General features: G+C 68.4%; 15 protein-coding genes. 12 read left to right on the top strand and 3 right to left on the bottom strand.

The genetic code is table 11. The annotated features are described in order from the left end of the window. Positions 1 to 64 precede the first annotated feature (64 nt). From ACE37B_RS05055 to ACE37B_RS05020, 8 genes are all read left to right on the top strand, one after another. Positions 65 to 844, top strand: a complete 780-nt coding sequence (locus tag ACE37B_RS05055; RefSeq protein WP_409922186.1) for a hypothetical protein — start codon at positions 65 to 67, stop codon at positions 842 to 844. 117 nt (positions 845 to 961) lie between these two features. Beyond that, positions 962 to 2,065: an ATP-binding protein gene (locus tag ACE37B_RS05050; RefSeq protein ID WP_409922185.1), complete on the top strand. Its 1,104-nt coding sequence runs from the start codon at positions 962 to 964 to the stop codon at positions 2,063 to 2,065. Positions 2,066 to 2,072: 7 nt separating this feature from the next. Beyond that, positions 2,073 to 4,328, top strand: coding sequence for a DUF5682 family protein (locus ACE37B_RS05045; RefSeq protein WP_409922184.1), 2,256 nt, complete (start codon positions 2,073 to 2,075; stop codon positions 4,326 to 4,328). Beyond that, on the top strand, positions 4,325 to 5,632 hold the full coding sequence (locus tag ACE37B_RS05040; RefSeq protein ID WP_409922183.1) for a VWA domain-containing protein: 1,308 nt from the start codon (positions 4,325 to 4,327) through the stop codon (positions 5,630 to 5,632). The genes ACE37B_RS05045 and ACE37B_RS05040 overlap by 4 nt, the downstream gene beginning before the upstream one ends. 74 nt (positions 5,633 to 5,706) lie before the next feature. Continuing rightward, a complete protein-coding gene (locus ACE37B_RS05035; RefSeq protein WP_409922182.1) occupies positions 5,707 to 6,465 on the top strand; it encodes a hypothetical protein in 759 nt (252 codons plus the stop codon). A gap of 33 nt (positions 6,466 to 6,498) precedes the next feature. Further along, entirely contained in the window at positions 6,499 to 6,951 is a 453-nt protein-coding gene (locus ACE37B_RS05030) for a hypothetical protein (RefSeq protein ID WP_409922181.1), read from the top strand. Positions 6,952 to 7,068: 117 nt separating this feature from the next. After that, the gene (locus tag ACE37B_RS05025) at positions 7,069 to 8,028 is read left to right on the top strand and encodes a hypothetical protein (protein ID WP_409922180.1); all 960 of its coding nucleotides are present in this window, start codon (positions 7,069 to 7,071) and stop codon (positions 8,026 to 8,028) included. Between the two features lie 4 nt (positions 8,029 to 8,032). Beyond that, positions 8,033 to 9,748, top strand: coding sequence for a DNA polymerase Y family protein (locus tag ACE37B_RS05020; protein WP_409922179.1), 1,716 nt, complete (start codon positions 8,033 to 8,035; stop codon positions 9,746 to 9,748). 92 nt (positions 9,749 to 9,840) lie between these two features. Here ACE37B_RS05020 and ACE37B_RS05015 read toward each other — a convergent pair whose 3' ends face one another. Beyond that, positions 9,841 to 10,602: a winged helix-turn-helix domain-containing protein gene (locus ACE37B_RS05015; RefSeq protein ID WP_409922178.1), complete on the bottom strand. Its 762-nt coding sequence runs from the start codon at positions 10,600 to 10,602 to the stop codon at positions 9,841 to 9,843. A 268-nt stretch (positions 10,603 to 10,870) separates the two neighbouring features. Here ACE37B_RS05015 and ACE37B_RS05010 point away from each other — a divergent pair, with 268 nt between their 5' ends. After that, a complete protein-coding gene (locus tag ACE37B_RS05010; RefSeq protein ID WP_409922177.1) occupies positions 10,871 to 11,413 on the top strand; it encodes an NUDIX hydrolase in 543 nt (180 codons plus the stop codon). A 104-nt stretch (positions 11,414 to 11,517) separates the two neighbouring features. Beyond that, positions 11,518 to 15,060: an error-prone DNA polymerase gene (locus ACE37B_RS05005; RefSeq protein ID WP_409922890.1), complete on the top strand. Its 3,543-nt coding sequence runs from the start codon at positions 11,518 to 11,520 to the stop codon at positions 15,058 to 15,060. A gap of 152 nt (positions 15,061 to 15,212) precedes the next feature. Here the strand turns inward: ACE37B_RS05005 and ACE37B_RS05000 are convergent, their stop codons facing one another. Beyond that, positions 15,213 to 16,127, bottom strand: coding sequence for a CobW family GTP-binding protein (locus tag ACE37B_RS05000; protein ID WP_409922176.1), 915 nt, complete (start codon positions 16,125 to 16,127; stop codon positions 15,213 to 15,215). Positions 16,128 to 16,132: 5 nt separating this feature from the next. Continuing rightward, a complete protein-coding gene (locus ACE37B_RS04995) occupies positions 16,133 to 17,326 on the bottom strand; it encodes a mandelate racemase/muconate lactonizing enzyme family protein (protein ID WP_409922175.1) in 1,194 nt (397 codons plus the stop codon). Between the two features lie 312 nt (positions 17,327 to 17,638). Here ACE37B_RS04995 and ACE37B_RS04990 point away from each other — a divergent pair, with 312 nt between their 5' ends. Next, positions 17,639 to 17,884: a CopG family ribbon-helix-helix protein gene (locus tag ACE37B_RS04990; RefSeq protein ID WP_409922174.1), complete on the top strand. Its 246-nt coding sequence runs from the start codon at positions 17,639 to 17,641 to the stop codon at positions 17,882 to 17,884. Then, the gene (locus tag ACE37B_RS04985) at positions 17,878 to 18,201 is read left to right on the top strand and encodes a type II toxin-antitoxin system PemK/MazF family toxin (protein WP_409922173.1); all 324 of its coding nucleotides are present in this window, start codon (positions 17,878 to 17,880) and stop codon (positions 18,199 to 18,201) included. Before ACE37B_RS04990 ends, ACE37B_RS04985 begins: the two co-directional genes overlap by 7 nt. Positions 18,202 to 18,317: the final 116 nt, after the last annotated feature.

Genomic DNA, 18,317 nt, shown 5'->3' with positions numbered 1-18,317 from the left:
GCGAGACGCCCGGCGAGATACCGGGCAAGATGCCGGGCGAGATGCCGGGTCGACCGAGCCGTCGATGATCGAGCACTGGCGCGAGGTGGTGACCACCGCGCTGTTGGGCACGGATCGACGCGATCCGCCGGCGGTAGGCGGCGCCATTGCCGACGTCGTCGACGACACCGTGCCGGCGAGCCCGTCGGAGCGCATGCTGGCACAGGTCGCGGCGTGCGCCGCCGTACGCCGTGCTGGCTTCGTGCCAGGCCCAGGGTGTCCGTTGCCCGCCGCGCCAGATGTCGATGCGCGGCCGGAGTGCCTGCCCGCAGCGATCGATCGTTGGCACCACGTGTGTGCGTCATGGCCGGTGCTCGAGGACGAATGGACGATTGCGTTGATCACGAACGGCTGGCGTCTCGCTGCCGAACTCGTGCCGCTCGCGTTGCGCCGGCACCGAAGTGATCCGGTGCGCCACGCTCGGGTCCGAGTTGCGGCGGGTCCGGTGGCCGACTGGTTGATCGAGCAGGTACCCGACTTGGCGTGCACCAAAGCTGCTGTCGTCGATCCGGAGCGACTGGCCGAACTCGACGAACTGCCGATCTCGCCCGACGTGCTCGATCTCCTCCACGCGCCGGGCGGCCGGATCGGCGCGGCTGTCGGCGCCGGGATCGAGCACGGTGAGTTCGCGTTGGCGCACCGGGCCGTCCTGGTGAATCTGCTGGCGCGGATCGCTCCCGACGGGCTCGCCGACGTGGCCGCGGCGCTCGACGCCGTCGATTCGAGGTCCGCCGGATACGGCCTTGCCACCGTGCTGTCCGATCTCGCGACCACCCGCCATCGCATGCTCACTGAACTCGCGTGACGCCTGGGGTCTGACCCCAGGTGTTGAACTCGCGTGACGCCTGGGGTCTGACCCCAGGTGTTGAACTCGCGTGGGGTCCGGTGCCTGACGCCAGGTGTGGTGGGTATCGTCCGGGCGATGGCCGTTGCTGATCCTGCTCGTTCCGAGGTGCTGCGCCCGCACGCCGAGCAGCAGTACGCAGCCGAACTCGCAGCGCTGGTCGGAATCGACGACCGTCAGCGACCACCGGGCTGGGGGATGTCGCCGTGGGCGGTCGTTCGCTACCTGATGGGAGGCGTGCTCGACGACGGCACGGTGATCACCCCCAAGTACGTCGGTCAGCAGCGGCTGATGGAGATCGCGGTCGCGACCTTGGCGACCGACCGAGCGCTGCTCCTGCTCGGCGTGCCCGGTACCGCCAAGACCTGGGTGAGCGAACACCTCGCGGCAGCGATCAGCGGCGACTCGACCCTGCTCGTGCAGGGCACCGCCGGCACCACCGAAGAAACGCTGCGCTATGGCTGGAACTACGCGTTGCTTCTCGCTGAAGGTCCCAGCGAGGCGGCGCTCGTCCCCAGCCCGGTGTATCGAGGGATGACGAGCGGAGCGATCGTTCGGATCGAAGAACTCACGCGCATGCCGCCCGAGGTTCAAGACGCGCTCGTCACCGTGCTGTCCGAGAAGGTGCTGCCGATCCCCGAACTCGACTCGGAGCTGTCAGCGGTCCGCGGTTTCAACGTGATCGCCACCGCCAACGACCGTGACCGCGGGGTCAATGACATCTCGAGCGCGCTGCGCCGTCGCTTCAACACCGTCGTCCTCCCGCTCCCGGCGACGGTCGACGAGGAGATCGCGATCGTGACGCGCCGTGTCGAAGAACTCGGCGTCGCGCTCGCCTTGCCCGAGGTGCCGGCCGCGGCCGACGAGATCCGTCGTGTCGTCACCATCTTCCGCGAACTGCGCAGCGGGATCACGACCGACGAACGTACGAGCATCAAGGTGCCGAGCGCGACACTGTCGACCGCCGAGGCGATCTCTGTCGTCACCAACGGCCTGGCGCTCGCCGCGCACTTCGGCGACGGGACGTTCAGTGCCGCCGACGTGGCGTCCGGCATCATCGGTGCGGTCATCTCCGATCCGGTGCACGACGCGGTCGCGTGGCGCGAGTACCTCGAGGGCGTCGTCAGCGAACGGCCTGAGTGGTCGGACTTCTACGAGGCATGTCGAGCGCTCGACGCGTGACCCCAACGTGACGGTTCACCTCCTCGGTATCCGCCATCACGGTCCGGGCTCGGCGCGATCGGTGAGCACGGCGCTCGATCACCTCCAGCCCGACGCGGTGCTCGTCGAAGTGCCCGCCGATGTCGAATCCACGTTGTCGTGGATCGGACGGCCTGGTCTCGTGGCACCGGTTGCGTTGCTCGGGTACGCCGTCGCCGAGCCGGCGCACGCCGTGTTCGCTCCGTTCGCGTCGTTCAGCCCCGAGTGGCAGGCGGTGCGCTGGGCGAACGAGCGCACGGTCGTCGTTCGTGCCATCGACTTGCCGCTGGCGATCAGCTTGGGCCCGTCGGCGAGCGATGGCGACGGGCTGCTTCCCGACGCAGCGCCGGTCGATCCACTGCGCCAACTCGCCGCCGTCGCCGGCGACTCCGACCCCGAGCGTTGGTGGGAGGACGTGATCGAGCATCGCGGCGACGGGCAGCCAGCATTCGACGCAGTGGCAGACGCGATGGCAGCGGCACGCGAAGGAACGGTCACCTCGACCGGCGAACTGCGCCGCGAGGCACACATGCGTCGAGCGATCCGGGCGGCGCTCAAGGACGGCTTCGAACGGATCGTCGTCGTCTGCGGGGCCTGGCACGTTCCGGCGCTCGACGTACGGCAGTACACCGCCGCTGCGGATGCGTCCACGCTGCGCGGGCTGAAGAAGACCAAGGTGGCTGCTGCGTGGGTTCCGTGGACCCATCGGCGGCTGACCACCGCGTCGGGCTACGGCGCGGGCGTCGACAGCCCGGGTTGGTATCGCCACGTGCACGATCATCCCGGACGCGACGGCGTGGCCCGCTTCTTCGTCGACGCGGCTCGCGAGTTACGAGATCGCGGCCTCGACGCATCACCCGACGACCTCATCGCGAGTACCCGTCTCGCCGACAGCCTCGCTGCATTGCGAGGCCGTCCCCGGGCCGGGTTGTCGGAGGTGCTCGACGCGGCCGATGCGACGATGGGCGGGCTCGAGGTGATTCGGCGGCACCTCATCGTCGGCGATGCGCTCGGCGCCGTGCCCGAAGGAGCGCCGCAAGTGCCGCTCGCCCGTGATCTCGCCGCCGAGCAACGCGCCGCACGCCTCAAGCCCGACGCGGCCGATCGAACGATCGAGGTCGATCTGCGTACGCCGACGGGTGGCCGCAAGTCGCGGTTGTTGCATCGCCTCCTCGCGCTGGGTGTGCCGTGGGGTGTTCCGGTGGAAGGACGCGGGACATCTGGCACGTTTCGCGAGACCTGGAGGGTGTCGTGGGAGCCGGAGTTGTCGGTGCGTCTCGTCGAACGATCCGGCTACGGAACGACCGTCGCCACGGCGGCGACGGCCCGGTTGGTCGAGCGATCGGCGGCGGCTCTCACGTTGCCCGAACTCGTGGCGGTACTCGAACTCGGGCTCGTCGCCGACCTGCCCGACGCGGTCCGTCCCAGCGTGCGCCGACTCGCCGATCTGGCCGCCAACGAGCCCGACGTCGGCCATCTGATGGAGGTGATGGCCCCGCTGGCGTCGACGCTGCGCTACGGCGACGTACGTAGCACCGACGCGGCGTCGCTACGCGACGTGTTCGACGGTCTCGTCGTTCGAGTGCTGGCTTCGCTCGTGCCGGCCACCGCATCGCTCGACGACGACGCTGCGGCGCGGATGGTGGAGGGGATCACCGCCGTGCAGACGGCGCTGGCGATGCTCGATCACGATGCGCGCCGCCGGGCGTTTCCGGCGACGCTCGAACAGTTGGCCGAGCGTCGGACGTCGAGCGAGCACGGTGGGCTCGGTCTCCTCGCCGGGCGAGCCACCCGGTTGCTGCACGACGGTGGAACCTGGAGCGCCGGGCAGGTCGAGCGGCGACTGGCTCGCGCGCTCTCCACCGGTACGTCCCCGGCCGTGGGCGCCAAGTTCGTCGAGGGCTTTCTCGCCGGGTCGGGAACGGTGCTCGTCCACGATGCCGAACTCCTCGAGGTCGTCGATCGATGGTTGTCGTCGCTGCGCCCGGAGGCGTTCGATGGGGTCTTGCCGCTGCTGCGTCGCACCTTCGGGGGATTCGAGCCGGCTGAGCGCCGTCAACTGATGTCGCTGCTCACCGGACGGTTGGTGACACGTCCGGTCGGATTCGGTGACGACGTCGACGCAGCGCGTGCCGCCGCGGTGCTGGAGACGGTCCGCCACCTGCTCGGTGCCGCACCCGGCCCCAGCACGATGAGCAGCACGTCGAGCAGCACGGCTGGTGCAGCCGGGGAGTCGGCGCGGTGAAGAGCGAGTCGACGCGACGCGACGCAGCCGGGTTCGACGAGCGACCGCTCACCAGTGTCTCGCCGGGCGAGCGGCAGCGGCGTTGGCGTCTCGTCCTCGGCGCGGCTGCTGACGACGCGCACGATGATTCGCCCGCGCTCGAGACCGGCGACACCGACGGTGCGGATGGCAGCGGGGATGACGGGGCGGATGGCAGCGGGGATGACGGGGCGGATGGCAGCGGGGATGACGGTGCGGATGCGGGCACCGGCGCCTTGTCGGGCGACGACCGCCGGATCGATGCCGCGCTCGGCGCGTTGTACGACCGCGGGGAACGCCGGGGCGAGCGACGCGTCGCAGGGCAGCGACGCGGTGGACTCGGATCGACGACGCCGGGTGTCGTGCGTTGGTTGGGCGATATCCGCCGTTACTTCCCGAGCGACGTCGTCACCGTGCTGCAACGTGACGCGGTCGATCGCCTCGACCTGCGCCAGTTGCTGCTCGAACCGGAGTTGATCGAGGCGCTCGAGCCCGACATCGGGCTGGTGACCTTGCTGGTCGAGCTCAACCAGATGCTGCCCGACGAGACGAGAGCCAGCGCCCGGCAGGTGATCGCAAAGGTACTGGCAGAGGTCGAAGCCCGGTTGGCCGACCACACGCGTCGAGCCGTTCGCGGCGCGCTTGCTCGGTCGGCGCGGACTCGTCGACCGCGTCCGGGCGACATCGACTGGCCGCACACGATCTCGGCCAATCTTCGCCATTGGCTCCCCGAACACCGAACGATCGTCCCCGAACACCTCGTCGGACACGGTCGTCGTCAGCAGAGCCTGGCGCGCGATGTCGTGATCGCTGTCGACCAGTCCGGATCGATGGCCGATTCGGTCGTCTACGCCTCGCTGTTCGCCGCCGTCCTCGCACAGATGCCGACACTGCGAACCCGATTCGTCGCGTTCGACACGGCGGTCTGCGACCTCACGCCGTTCCTACACGATCCGGTCGAGGTGCTGTTCGGGGTGCAACTCGGCGGTGGCACCGACATCGCCTCGGCGCTCGGCTACTGCGCGCAGTACATCGAACGGCCTCGCCAGAGCGTGCTGGTGTTGATCTCCGATCTGTACGAAGGCGGCAACGGCGAGTTGATGCACCGTCGCGTCGCCGACATGGTCGCCTCGGGGGTGCAGGTGCTCGTGCTGCTGGCGCTCAGCGACGAGGGCGCGCCGGCCCACGACCATGCGCACGCCGAGGCACTCGCCGCGCTCGGAGCGACCGTGATGGCGACCACCCCGGCCGCGTTTCCCGATGTTCTCGCTGAGGCCTTGCGCTGATCGAGCCGGCGACGGTCGTCGTGCAGCGGGTGCGGTGGAACGGCCATCGCCGGTGCGCACGGTACCGTTCTCGCATGGGGCGATTCTCGACGCGCAGTTCGGCGCTGGCCCTGGTGTCGAGCGTGATCTTCATGTCGTGCAGCGGTAGCGACGAGGCGCAGCCGACGACCGACACACCCATCGTCACCGAGTCGTCCGGTCCGTTCTCATCCGGTCCGTTCGTTGCTGTGTCCACCAGCCCGCCCACCACCGAAGAGATGCGACCGGTGCCGCCACCGCCCGCCCCGTCGCCCGCCCCGTCGCCCGCCTCGCCGCCCGCCCCGCCGCCGGTCGTGTCGTCGTCGCCGGCCGCTTCGACGTCGCCGACCCCGAGCACCGCGCTGGTCGGAGATCCTCAACCGACGCCCGGCACGACGGGGTTCCCGCCGCCTCCGACGGTGACACCGCCATCCGATGCCTGCACACGCCTCGATGACGTCGGCGTCGTGCAGATCGTCACCGACACCGTGAATGCCGGCACCGTGACGGTGACACGCGTCGACGACTCGATCTGTCGTCTCGAAGCCGAATCGTTCGTCGTCGAGGTCGGCTTCGTCTCGCTCGCCGAGATTCGTGACGACTGGTATCGCCGCTCGGGAATCGAGCCGGTCGGTGAGGTCGGCGGCGATGCGGTCGGCTTCGGGTCGTTCGTCGCGCCGTCGGGTGCACTCGCCGAGGGCTACACCATTGCGATCGCCGGCGGACGCGATGGGGTGATCGTGGCCGTGACCGGAGCGCCGGATGCTCGTTCGATCGCCATCGACGTGACGGTGTTCGCCAACCAGGCTGCGTAGTGGCGGTCGCCGACGACTAGTCTCATGGCCGATATGGGTCAGTTGGTCGCCGTCACCGAGAAGCAGAGCACGACACCGGGTGTCGTTCGATTCGAACTGAACCGGACGCTCTCCGGTCAGGGCCACGAGCGGTTCGCCTCGCTCAGCGACGCGTACGGTCCGACGCCGTCGGACGAACTCGCCCGCCGTCTCTTCGCGACCGGCCAGGTCGCCGGCGTGCACGTCTATGCGAACATCATCACGATCGATCTGCAGAAGGGCTACGACTCGACGGGTCTGGCCGAGATCGTGCGCGATCTCTATCAGTACTGGAAGCCCGGTGTCGTTCCGCCGACGTTCGAGGACCTACAGCCCGATGAACCTGCGGCCGGTGATGACGACGTCGACGCCGGTGGTGATGCGGCGCTGACCGAAGCGGCCAAGAAAGTGCCGATGCACCTGCTGGTGCGAGCTCGAGAAGCTCGCGCTCGCCGCGCAGCGAAGTAGCCCGATTCGGCGGCAGCGGCGCCGCCGCTGTCGTTGTTGCAAGCGTCAGGATCGAGATCGACCGGGGACGAGGATTCGTGGTTGTTCATCGAACAGGTGTTCGATATGGTTCGATTCATGGAACTGGCGATCGTCGAGAATACTGCGGATCCTGACCACCTGAGCCGCGAGGGTTCGTCCCGCGGTGACGGCTTGTCCCGCAGCGACATGTCGTCGAATGGGCCGTCCACCGAGCCATTGGCTGCGGTACTGGCGCAATTGGGTGACCGGATCGCACCGGTCGGCTTGGCCCGAGACCGGACCCTGCCGGTGGCCGAGCCGCTGCGTCCGCTCTTCGTCGACGACGGCCTGGTTCGTGGTCGGCTGCTGTCGTGTCGAGGTGCCGCTGCGTCGTCGCTGGCCTTCGCCGTCGCTCGCGAGACGGTGCGTGACGGCGCATGGATGGCGGTGGTCGACGTCGCCACGTTCGGTGCCGATGCCGCGAGCGAGATCGGTGTGCCGCTCGAACGCGTCGTTCGAATCACGACGTCGTCAGCGGTCGACGATCTCCGACATCGCTCGGACGATGCCAGCAACCGGGCCAGCGACCGGGCCAGCGACCGGGCCAGCGACTGGGGGAACTGGATCGACGTGATGGGCGCGGCGATCGACGGCTTCGATGTCGTGGTCACCCGCGTTCCGGCGTCGCTGCGCGGTGAGCGATGCCCGCCCGCCGTTCGCAAATTGGGCGCTCGTCTGCAACAGCGGGGCTCGATCGTCGTGATGGTGGGCGACACGGGGGTGCTGGCGAGTGACATCACGTTGACGACCCGGCGGACGGTCTGGTCGGGGCTGGGCGAGGGCGATGGGCATCTTCGCTGCCGCCAGATCGAGGTCGACGCGTCCGGTCGTCGCCAACCGGGCGTGCGTTCGTGTTCCATCGAGCTGGTCGGCGTCGGACGGCGTGTCGAGATGGCCTCGCCGCGCTCGGCCGTCGACGACCCACCAGGCAGCGTGCTCTCCGAGATGGCGGGAGCGACGTCGAGGTCCGACCGATCGGAGTCAGCGGTATCGCCCGATCGTCGCGCCGCAGGCTGAACCGATGGCCGATCGAGCGATGGCCGAGACGGTCGTGGGAGCCGACGCGATCTCCCCGGAACGATTCATCACCGTGTGGTGTCCCGACTGGCCGGTCGTTGCGTCGGGGTGTCGGCTCGACGCGCCAGCGGCGGTGTTGCGAGCGCATCGGGTCGTCGCTCGGACACCAGCGGCTGCCGACGAGGGTGTCGTCGTCGGTCAGCGGCGTCGGCAGGCACAACAGCGCTGCCCGCAGATCGAACTGATCGACGACGATCCGGCTCGAGACGCTCGCGAGTTCGAGTCGGTGCTGCGCTCCGTCGCCGACCTCGCGCCGCGCGTCGACGTCGTCGAACCGGGTTGGTTGACCGTCGCGGCGCGTGGGCCGTCGCGGTATTTCGGTGGCGATCTCGCGACGGCGCAGCATCTCGTCGAGGTGGTCCTGCGCGCGATCGCCGACTCGTCGCCGGTCGGGGCCGGAGCGGGTGCCGGTATCGATGTTGGTGCCGGCGTCGGCGTCGGTGTGGCCGATGGGCGCTTCGCGGCGAGCGTGGCGGCGCGTCTGGCGGTCCGGCGTGGCACGCCGGTCGTGGTCGATCCGGGTGGGTCGAGCGAATTCTGTGCGGCGTTGCCCGTTGGCTGGTTGCAGACGCTCGGTGAAATCGACCCCGAACTCGCCGACCTCTTCGTTCGTCTGGGTCTGCGGCGGTTGGGTGATCTCTCGGCGCTGTCGCCGTCCGACATGGTCGGCCGGTTCGGTCACGCAGGGATGCATGCGCACCGGCTGGCCAGCGGTCTCGACCATCGGCCGGCATCGACGTCGGACCCTGCGCCCGAGCGCCGGTTGCATCGAATCCTCGATGATCCGGCAGCGCAGTCCGACGCTGTGGTCTTCGTCGCCAAACAACTCGCCGACGAGCTCGCCTCGTCGCTGGCCTCCGACGGTCGAGTGTGTACTCGTCTCGTCGTCCTGCTCGAAACGGAGCACGGGGAGCGCAGCGAACGCTCCTGGTATCGATCGACCGGGCTCTCTGCCAGTGCGATGGTCGAACGCGTTCGCTGGCAACTCGACGCCTGGATCAACCTGCCGCTGGGCAGCGACCAGCAGATCACCGGGGGGGTGTCGCGAATCCGGCTGGTCCCCGACGAGGTGCGAGCCGACGACGGAGTACAACTCGGCCTGTGGGGTGGGCAGTCCGACGCTGACCGACGCGCCATCCGGGCCATCGCCCGGTTGACCACCCTGACGTCGGAATCAGCGGTCACCGTGCCGGTCTGGCATGGCGGTCGGCTGCCCGCCGATCGGTACCGTTGGGAGCCGGCCACGATGGTCGACCTCGACCGTCGTGATCGCGCCGTGGCGGCTGCCGGAGTCGAGGGCCCCTGGCCGGGGTGTCTGCCGACGCCGTCGCCGGCAACGGTGTTCGACGAAGCGTTGCCGGTCGAACTGCTCGACGCCGAGGAACAGGTGGTGCGCGTCAACGGGCGGGGCGCGGTCTCGGGGGCCCCGGTGGCGATGCGACGGCTGTTCGGAAGTGAATCCACCGGTTGGCGGCGAGGGCCGACCCACCGAATCGAAGCGTGGGCGGGTCCGTGGCCGGTCGATCAGCAGTGGTGGGAGCCGACGCGGCATCGGCGCGTCGCTCGGTTCCAGGTCGTCACCGCAGCATCGGGAGAGCAACGCGCAGTGCTCGTCGTCGCCGAGCATCGTCGCTGGTGGCTGGTCGCTCGCTATGACTGAACCGCACCAGCTGGCCGTTCACCGTCGAGCAGACGACCGGCCCGCGATGATGACGGCGGCGCGGTGCGGCCGGTGTGTCGAGCGTTCGTCGCTCAGGAGAGCGAGTGCATCGCGGGGGAGAGTTCCAGCGCGTCGGTGACGTCGTTGGCCAGGCGGAAGCCGACACCGCGCACGGTGTGAATCACCTTGATCCCGGGAGCTCCCTTGTCGAGCTTGCGGCGCAGGTTCGAGAGGTGGACGTCGACGACGTGCGTGTCACCGACCCATTTCGGTCCCCACACCGCGTCGAGCAGGTCATCTCGTGTACACACTTCGGTCGGTCGGCGGCAGAGCTGTTCGAGCAGCGAGAACTCGATGCGTGTCGTCTGGATCTCTTCGTCGTCGACGCGCACTTCGCGGCGGCCGAGATCGATCACGAGTGGGCCGAGCACGATCGTCGACGACATCGGCGTCTCGACGCGCTGGCGCATCTGGCGCGGACGTCGCAGCAGTGCGTAGCAGCGAGCGGCGAGCTCTTCGGCGTGGATCGGCGCCGACATCGCGTCGTCGGCGCCCGACTGGATCACCGAGGTGCGCAGGCGGAATTGCCCCTCGTTGGTGATGCAGATGAGATACTGCTCCGACGAGTCACGCAGACGCTCGTGCAGCGGCCGCCCGTCGGGGGCGAAGAGGTACGAATCGACCACGACCACATCGGGAGAGAACGACTCGGCGAGCATCATCGCAGCGTCGCCGTCGGTGGGTGCGCTGACGCAGAAGCCAGCGGCCCGCAGGCCAGCCACGGCAACTCGCCGGAGCTCGTGGTCCTCTACGGCGACCATGATTCGATATGAGGGGTTCGTGTCGTTGTCCATGTGGGCCTTTCCGGTTCCGCCGAACCGGGTCTCGAAAGGTCGATGCCCCGGTCGTGTCGGGACTGTTGGATGTATCGGTTACGCCGAGACGGAACTTGAGTCCTGAACGCAACCGTGCCGACGGGCCGGCGAACGTCAAGCCGGGAGAGACGGTTGGCGCAAGCCGGGAGAGGCGGTTGGGGCAAGCCGGGAGAGACGGTTGGGGCAAGGTGTCACCTGGTACACCTGAAGGCATGCAGGCAGATCGTGTGAGCAAAGCAGGGCGCCCATGATCGGCGCCGAACTCCGAGCGCGTGTGCGCAGAGACGTGGCGGCGCGCACGGGGCTCGACGAGCGCGAGGCGACGTCGATCGAACGCTTCCTCGAGCTGTATGACGCCCTCGACGACCCGTTCTCGCGGGAGGCCGACTCGATCCATGTCACCGGTTCGGGCATCGTGGTGGGGTCGCGTGGCGTGGTGATGTTGAAGCACAAGCGACTCGGCATCTGGCTGCAACCCGGAGGTCACGTCGACGAACAGGAGACGCCGTGGGCCGCCGCGCTGCGCGAGTCGGCGGAGGAAACGGGGCTCGACGTGTCATTCGCCGGGCCGGTCGACGACGACGGCGTGCCCGCCTTGCTGCACGTCGATGTGCATGCCGGCGGCCGAGGTCATCTGCACCTCGATCTTCGATATCTGCTCGACGGCGGTGACGCCGATCCGGCGCCGCCTGACGGCGAGAGCCAGGAGATCGGCTGGTTCGACTGGTCGCGAGCGATCGAGCTCGCCGATCCGGGCGTCGAGACGATTCTGCGCCATCTCGCACCGTGAAGCGCTGACCGGACGGACGACCGGATCCAGACCGGGCCCCGGCTCGGTCCAGGCCGGAGTGGTCGAACTTGTGTTCGTAGTACAAATGTTCGATGATGTGGGGGATGGGATTCAACAACCCGTTCTGGTCGTGGAGCGAACTCGAATCGACGCTGTCCGACCGGGCCCCGACTCCACGAGCGCCGCGCACCGGTCGTGACGGGCGCGCTCCCGGATCGCCGTCGTGGAACGCCGGGGGTGACGGCCCGGCATGGAGCCGCAAGCGCCAACCGTTCGAGACGCCCCACGACCTCGCCGACACGGGTAGCCACCCCGCCGCGGTGCCGTACGCCGAACTGCACTGCCACTCGAACTTCTCGTTCCTCGACGGCGCCTCGCATCCCGAAGCGCTCGCCACCGAGGCGGCCCGGCTCGGCCTCGACGCGCTCGCGTTGACCGACCACAACGGGTTCTACGGCGTCGTCAGGTTCGCCGAGGCGGCCAAGGCGGTCGGGGTGTCGACGGTGTTCGGCGCCGAGATCACCCTCACCGCTCGCGCCGACGGACGCTTGCTCGACGGTCGGGTGGCCCGGAGCGAAGCGGCGACCGATCGCCAGGTCGACACCGGGCTCGTTCCCGATTCGCATGCCCCCGATCCGGCCGGAACCCATCTCGTCGTATTGGCCGACGGCCCGAGGGGCTACGCGCGGTTGTCGCGTGTGCTGAGCGAAGGGCATCTGGCAGGGGAGAAGGGAGCGCCGCAGTTCGCCTTCGACGACCTGGTGGCGGGGTTGGCCGACGGGTCGTCATGTCAGGGCTGGGTGCTCACCGGATGTCGCAAGGGTGCGGTGCCGGCCGCGCTGGTCAGCGACGGTGTCGATGCGGCCCGGCGCGAGCTCGAACGTCTCGTCGATGCGTTCGGCCGTGACCGCGTGCTGGTCGAGCTGTGGGATCACGGCGACCCGGTCGACTCGGCACGCAACGACGGACTGTACGAACTCGCACGCCGGGTCGGCGTCGGGTGCGTGGCGACCAACAACGTGCACTACGCGACCCCGGCGCAACGACGACTCGCCACCGCGGTGGCGGCCGTGCGGGCTCGGCGAAGTCTGAGCGATCTCGACGCGTGGTTGCCGTCGTCGGCAGGCGCACACCTGCGCTCCGGGGCTGAACAGGCGGCGCGATTCGCCCGGTTCCCCGGTGCTGTCGAGATGGCTGCCGCCGTCGGGAGCGCTGCGGCGTTCGATCTGTCGCTCGTCGCGCCGAACCTGCCCCCGTTCCCGTGCCCCACCCGAGCCGATGGCACTCGCCTCACCGAGATGGAGTATCTGCGTGAGATCGTCGCCGAGGGAGCCCGTCGTCGCTACGGCGATCGACCGGGGCCCGGCGAAGACCTCTCGCTTCGAGCGCGAGCGTGGGCGACGATCGACCACGAACTCGCGCTGATCGAGCAACTCGACTTCGCCGGTTACTTCCTCATCGTGTGGGATCTCGTGGAGTTCTGCCGCCGTTCCAACATCTACTGCCAGGGGCGGGGGAGCGCGGCGAACTCGGCGGTGTGTTATGCGCTCGGTGTCACGGCTGCCGATGCGGTGTCGCTCGGGTTGCTGTTCGAGCGGTTCTTGTCGCCCGAGCGCGACGGGCCGCCCGACATCGACATCGACATCGAGAGCGACCGTCGCGAGGAGGTCATCCAGTACGTCTATGCGACCTACGGGCGTCATCACACGGCCCAGGTCGCGAACGTGATCACCTATCGGTCGCGATCCGCGATCCGTGACATGGCCAAGGCGCTCGGGTACGAACCGGGTCAGCAGGACGCGTGGGCCAAGGAGGTCGACGCGTGGGGCAACGTCGCGGCGACGGCAGCACAAGACGACTGCACGATCCCTCCGGCCGTGCTCGAACTCGCCGCCGAGGTCGAGGACGCGCCACGTCACCTCGGCATTCATTCGGGTGGCATGGTCATCTGTGATCGACCCGTCATCGAAGTGTGCCCGGTCGAGTGGGGGCGGATGGACCAGCGCTCGGTGCTGCAGTGGGACAAGGACGACTGCGCGGCGAGCGGTCTCGTGAAGTTCGACCTGCTCGGTCTCGGGATGCTCTCCGCGCTCCACTACGCCGTCGACCTCGTGGAGGAGCATCGTGGCTACCAGATCGATCTGGCCACCCTTCCCCAAGACGACGACGTCTATGCGATGTTGTGCCGCGCCGACACCGTCGGCGTGTTCCAGATCGAGTCGCGAGCGCAGATGGCGACGTTGCCGCGGCTCAAGCCACGCAAGTTCTACGACCTCGTCGTGGAAGTGGCCCTGATCCGACCCGGGCCGATCCAGGGTGGCTCGGTGCATCCCTACATCCGGCGTCGCAACGGTCAAGAGCAGGTCACCTATCTGCATCCGCTGCTCGAGAACTCGCTGGCCAAGACCCTCGGAGTACCTCTGTTCCAGGAGCAGATGATGCAGATGGCGATCGACATCGCCGGGTTCACCCCCGCCGAATCCGACGAGTTGCGTCAAGCGATGGGCTCGAAGCGTTCGGCTCGCCGGATGGAAGCGCTACGGCTCCGCCTGTACGAGGGGATGGAGCGCAACGGCATCACCGGCGACATCGCCGATCAGCTGTACGTCAAGTTGAAGGCGTTCGCCAACTACGGCTTTCCCGAGTCGCATTCGGTGTCGTTCGCCTACCTCGTCTACGCGTCGAGTTGGATCAAGCACTACGAGCCGGCGGCGTTCTGCGCGGCGTTGCTCAACGCGCAGCCGATGGGATTCTGGTCACCGCATTCGTTGGTGCAAGACGCTCGACGGCACGGTGTCGTGGTCCACACGCCCGACCTCAACGCCTCGCGGTCGGTTGCGACGCTCGAGCCGTGCGCCGAGTCGTTGGGGTCGACGGCGCGTCCGGTCGCTCACGGCTTCGCGACCGCTCCGGCGGTCGATCGGTCGCTGGGGGAGGGGCTTGCCGTCCGGCTCGGGTTGTCGTCGGTGCGCGGTGTCGGTGGCGCGTTGGCCGACGAGATCGAAGCGGAACGAACTCGTCACGGGGCCTACGTCGACACCGAAGATCTCGTCCGGCGCGTTCCGTCGCTCACGCTGGCGCAGCTGGAAGCGATGGCGACCGCCGGCGTGTTCGCAGAGTGCTTCGGGCTGGGTCGACGCGAAGCGCTGTGGGCGGTCGGAGCAACGGCCCAGTCGCGGCCGGGGCGTCTGGCGGGCATCGTCACCGGAGCCGATGCGCCGCGCCTTCCGGGGATGACACCGGTGGAGGAGGCGATCGCCGACCTGTGGGCGACCGGCGTGTCGCCAGAGGGGCACCCGACGATCTTCGTGCGCCGACATCTCGAGGAGTTGGGAGTGTCGACGTCGCGTCAGCTGTGGGACCTGGAGCCGGGGTCCACGGTGCGCATCGCCGGAGTGGTGACTCATCGGCAGCGTCCGATGACCGCGCAGGGGACCACGTTCCTGAATCTGGAAGACGAGTTCGGGTTGATGAACGTCGTGGTGTCGAAGGGCTGTTGGGCTCGCTTTCGCAAGGTGGCTCGTGGTGCGCCGGCGATGCTGATCCGTGGTCGACTCGAACGCAGCGAAGGGGTCATCAACGTCGTCGCCGATCACCTGGCCCCACTGCCACTGCCCGGCAAGACTGCCAGCCGCGACTTCCGCTGACGCGGCGCACTCCGGCACGCGACCAACCCTCAACACCTGGGGTCAGACCCCAGGCGTTCAACACCTGGGGTCAGACCCCAGGCGTTGACCCCGGGTGTCGGGGGGGGGGCGTCACGGCTGGTGCCCCACCCTGGGCGTCACGGGGGCTCCGGTCAGTCGAGGGAGATGACGACGAGGTCGGTGGGGGAGTCCGCTTCGGTGGGGAACAACGGCGTGATCTCGCGCCGGTTCCCGACGACCTGCACGAGAACCAGTGTTCCATCGGGGGTGGCGACGACGCCTTTCGCGCGCACGATGCGACCGCCGACGTGACGGGGGAGTTCGTCGAGCAACCGTTCGATACCGGCCTGGTCGAGCGGCCCGTCGATCGGCACGGTGTCGGTGTGATGGAGGTCGAACAGCGTCGGACCGGGCAGCGCGGTGATCGCCCCGGCGCGGTGTCCTCCGAGTGCGAGGAATCGGCCGAGGGCGCCCGGCTCGTTGTTGCCGCGTCCGGTGTCGACCACGGGAACACCCGGGGCGAGCTCGTCGAGCCGATGCCGACCCGTGTCGATCGCCGCAGCATCGACGAGATCGGTCTTGCTCAGCACGACCAGATCGGCTGCCGCGATCTGACGATCGAGGTGCGTGCGCACCCAGTCAGGCATCGTCGCGTCGACGAGTTGATCGGCGCCGACGACCACGACGACCCCGTCGAGCAGGAAGCCAGCTGTGTTCGACCACGGCAACACGTTCGCGGGTTCGGCCACGCCGCTCAGCTCGACGATCAGATGATCGGGTGGTTCGAGCCGAGCGCGGAGCTGGTCGAACGCGGCGCCGAACCCGTCGATCGCCGAACAGCACACGCATCCGTCGGTCAACTCCACGGTGTCGCCGCTGCGGCTCCGGACGAGGCGGGCGTCGATGTTGATCTCGCCGACGTCGTTGACGATCACGGCGATCGGACGTTCGGCGGCACCGAGGACCTCGTTGATCACCGTGGTCTTGCCAGCCCCGAGGTAGCCGCCGACGAACGTCATCGGCACCCGACGCCCATCCCACGGCAAGAACTCGGGTTCTCGATACATCCCCGTCATCGAACCGGGTCCTCGCCCATCGACAAGTGGAGATCGGCGCCCGGCCGATCGTCGTACGGGTGGGCGAGCGCCACCTCCTCGTCGAGTTCGACGCCGAGGCCGGGCTCGCGCGACGGGATCACGTAGCCGGCCTCCCATCGGATCGGCGTGGTCAGCAACTCGGCGTGGAAACCTCCCCACTCCCGGATCCCTTCGATGATCAGCAAGTTCGGCAAGGTGGCGGCGAGCTGCACGATCGCGGCGCCGAGGATCGGTCCCGAATAGAGATGCGGCGCGATCTGGCACCCGTTCGCCTCGGCGATCGCGGCGATCTTCTTGCCGGCGAGGATCCCGCCGCAGCGTCCGAGATTCGGTTGCCAGATCGACGCGGCCTGATGACGGGCGAGTGCAGCGAACTCCGAGATCGTCGTCAAACGTTCGCCGGTCGCGATCGGGATCGACGTCTGGCGAGCGACGCGCGCCATCTCGTCGGGCTGGTCGGGGGCCGTCGGTTCTTCGAACCAGAGCGGACCGTACGGCTCGATCGCCGTCGCCATCCGGATCGCCCCCGACGCGGTGAATTGCCCGTGGGTGCCGAACAGCAGGTCGGCTCGCGGCCCGACCGCTGCGCGGATCGCCGAGATCATCTGTGTCGAGCGGGTGATGTCGTCGAGGCTCGGTTGGTGGCCATCGAAGGCCGTGTACGGACCGGCCGGATCGAACTTCAGTGCGGTGAACCCCCGCTCGACTTCGTTCACGGCGCGAGCTGCAGCGTGTTCGGGATCGGTGTACACGTCACGCCATCCTGCGCTCGGGTACAGGTACGTGTAGGTCCGCAGCCGGTCGTGGACGCGTCCGCCCAGCAGGTCGGAGATCGGCTTGTTCGTCTCCTTGCCGACGATGTCCCAGCACGCCATCTCGAGGCCGCTCATGATCCCGACGAGGGTCGGATCGGGTCGCAGCGAGTAGCCGCTCGAGTAGATGCGGCGCCACAGCAATTCGATGCGATTCGGATCCTGGTCGATGACCCAGCGAGCGGCGACGTCGTCGACCATCGCCGCGATCGTGTGCGGCCCGAAGGTGGCCGCGTAGATCTCGCCGTAGCCGACGATGCCGGTGTCGGTGGTGAGCTTCACCACGATGAAGTACCTGCCGCCGAACGACGGCGGTGGGTTCTCGATGACGAACGTGGTGACGTCGGCGATCTTCACACATCGAGCCTGCCACACGGCGACCGGCACGACTGTTGACGGCCACCAGGTTCTGCCCGCTGACGACCGACAACGGTTGCCCGGTCACGGCCGCGCCGCCTCCCAGCGTGACGAACATCGCATCATCGACATCAACGGCGCCGCCGCTGACCGGCACGTCGGTCACGCGCCGACAGACTCGGCGGTCCGAGACTCGGGGGCAGGTCAGTCGTGGCGGAACGTCGAACACCTCGCCGGAGCTGCGGCGCGAGGCCGCGTCTCTTGCGAACGCGAGTACCGGGCGGCACTGACCATTCGGGATAGCATATGGTCATGGCACGCCGAGAAGTTCTTGTCCAACTCGACGACGACCTGGTCGCACGGCTCGATGAGCTCGCGGCGCAACTCGGGACGAACCGGTCCGAGCTGCTCCGCAGGGGCGCCACCGCAGTGATTGCCGCCGAGGAGTTCTCGATGGCAGACCGAGAACTCATCGCCGGGTACCAGCGTCAGCCGCCCGAACCTGCACTCGTTCAATCGGCGCGCCGTCTCGCGGCGCGGACCGCGCCGGCGTGGTAGCTCGAAACGACATCATCTGGGCCGACCTCGGGCCTCCCGCTGGACGCCGCCCCGTCTGCATTCTCACTCGTGATGCCGCCATCGCAGTGCTGAGTTCGGTCACGTGCGCACCGATCAGCCGGACAATCCGTGGTATCCGCACCGAGGTCGAGGTCGGTCTCGCGCAAGGACTTCCCGAACGCTGCGTCATCAGTTGCGACAACGTCATCACGGTGCCGATCGAAGATCTTGATGATGAACCAGTCGGTCGCCTCGATGAGGTCACACGGGCGGCACTCGACATCGCTCTGCGGTTCGCGTTGGACATCGTCTACTGACGCCCGCCGTCGAGCGAGACAGTATCGAGCACTTGCAGCACACGATTCGCCGTGACGCGAGTGCTCGACCGTGCGTTTTCGCGTGCGATCATGAGCGGACTCCCGACGTGTTGTCA

The organism is Ilumatobacter sp., assembly GCF_046290335.1.
Lineage (GTDB): Bacteria > Actinomycetota > Acidimicrobiia > Acidimicrobiales > Ilumatobacteraceae > Ilumatobacter_A.
This window is presented reverse-complemented; position numbering and strand designations above follow the sequence as displayed.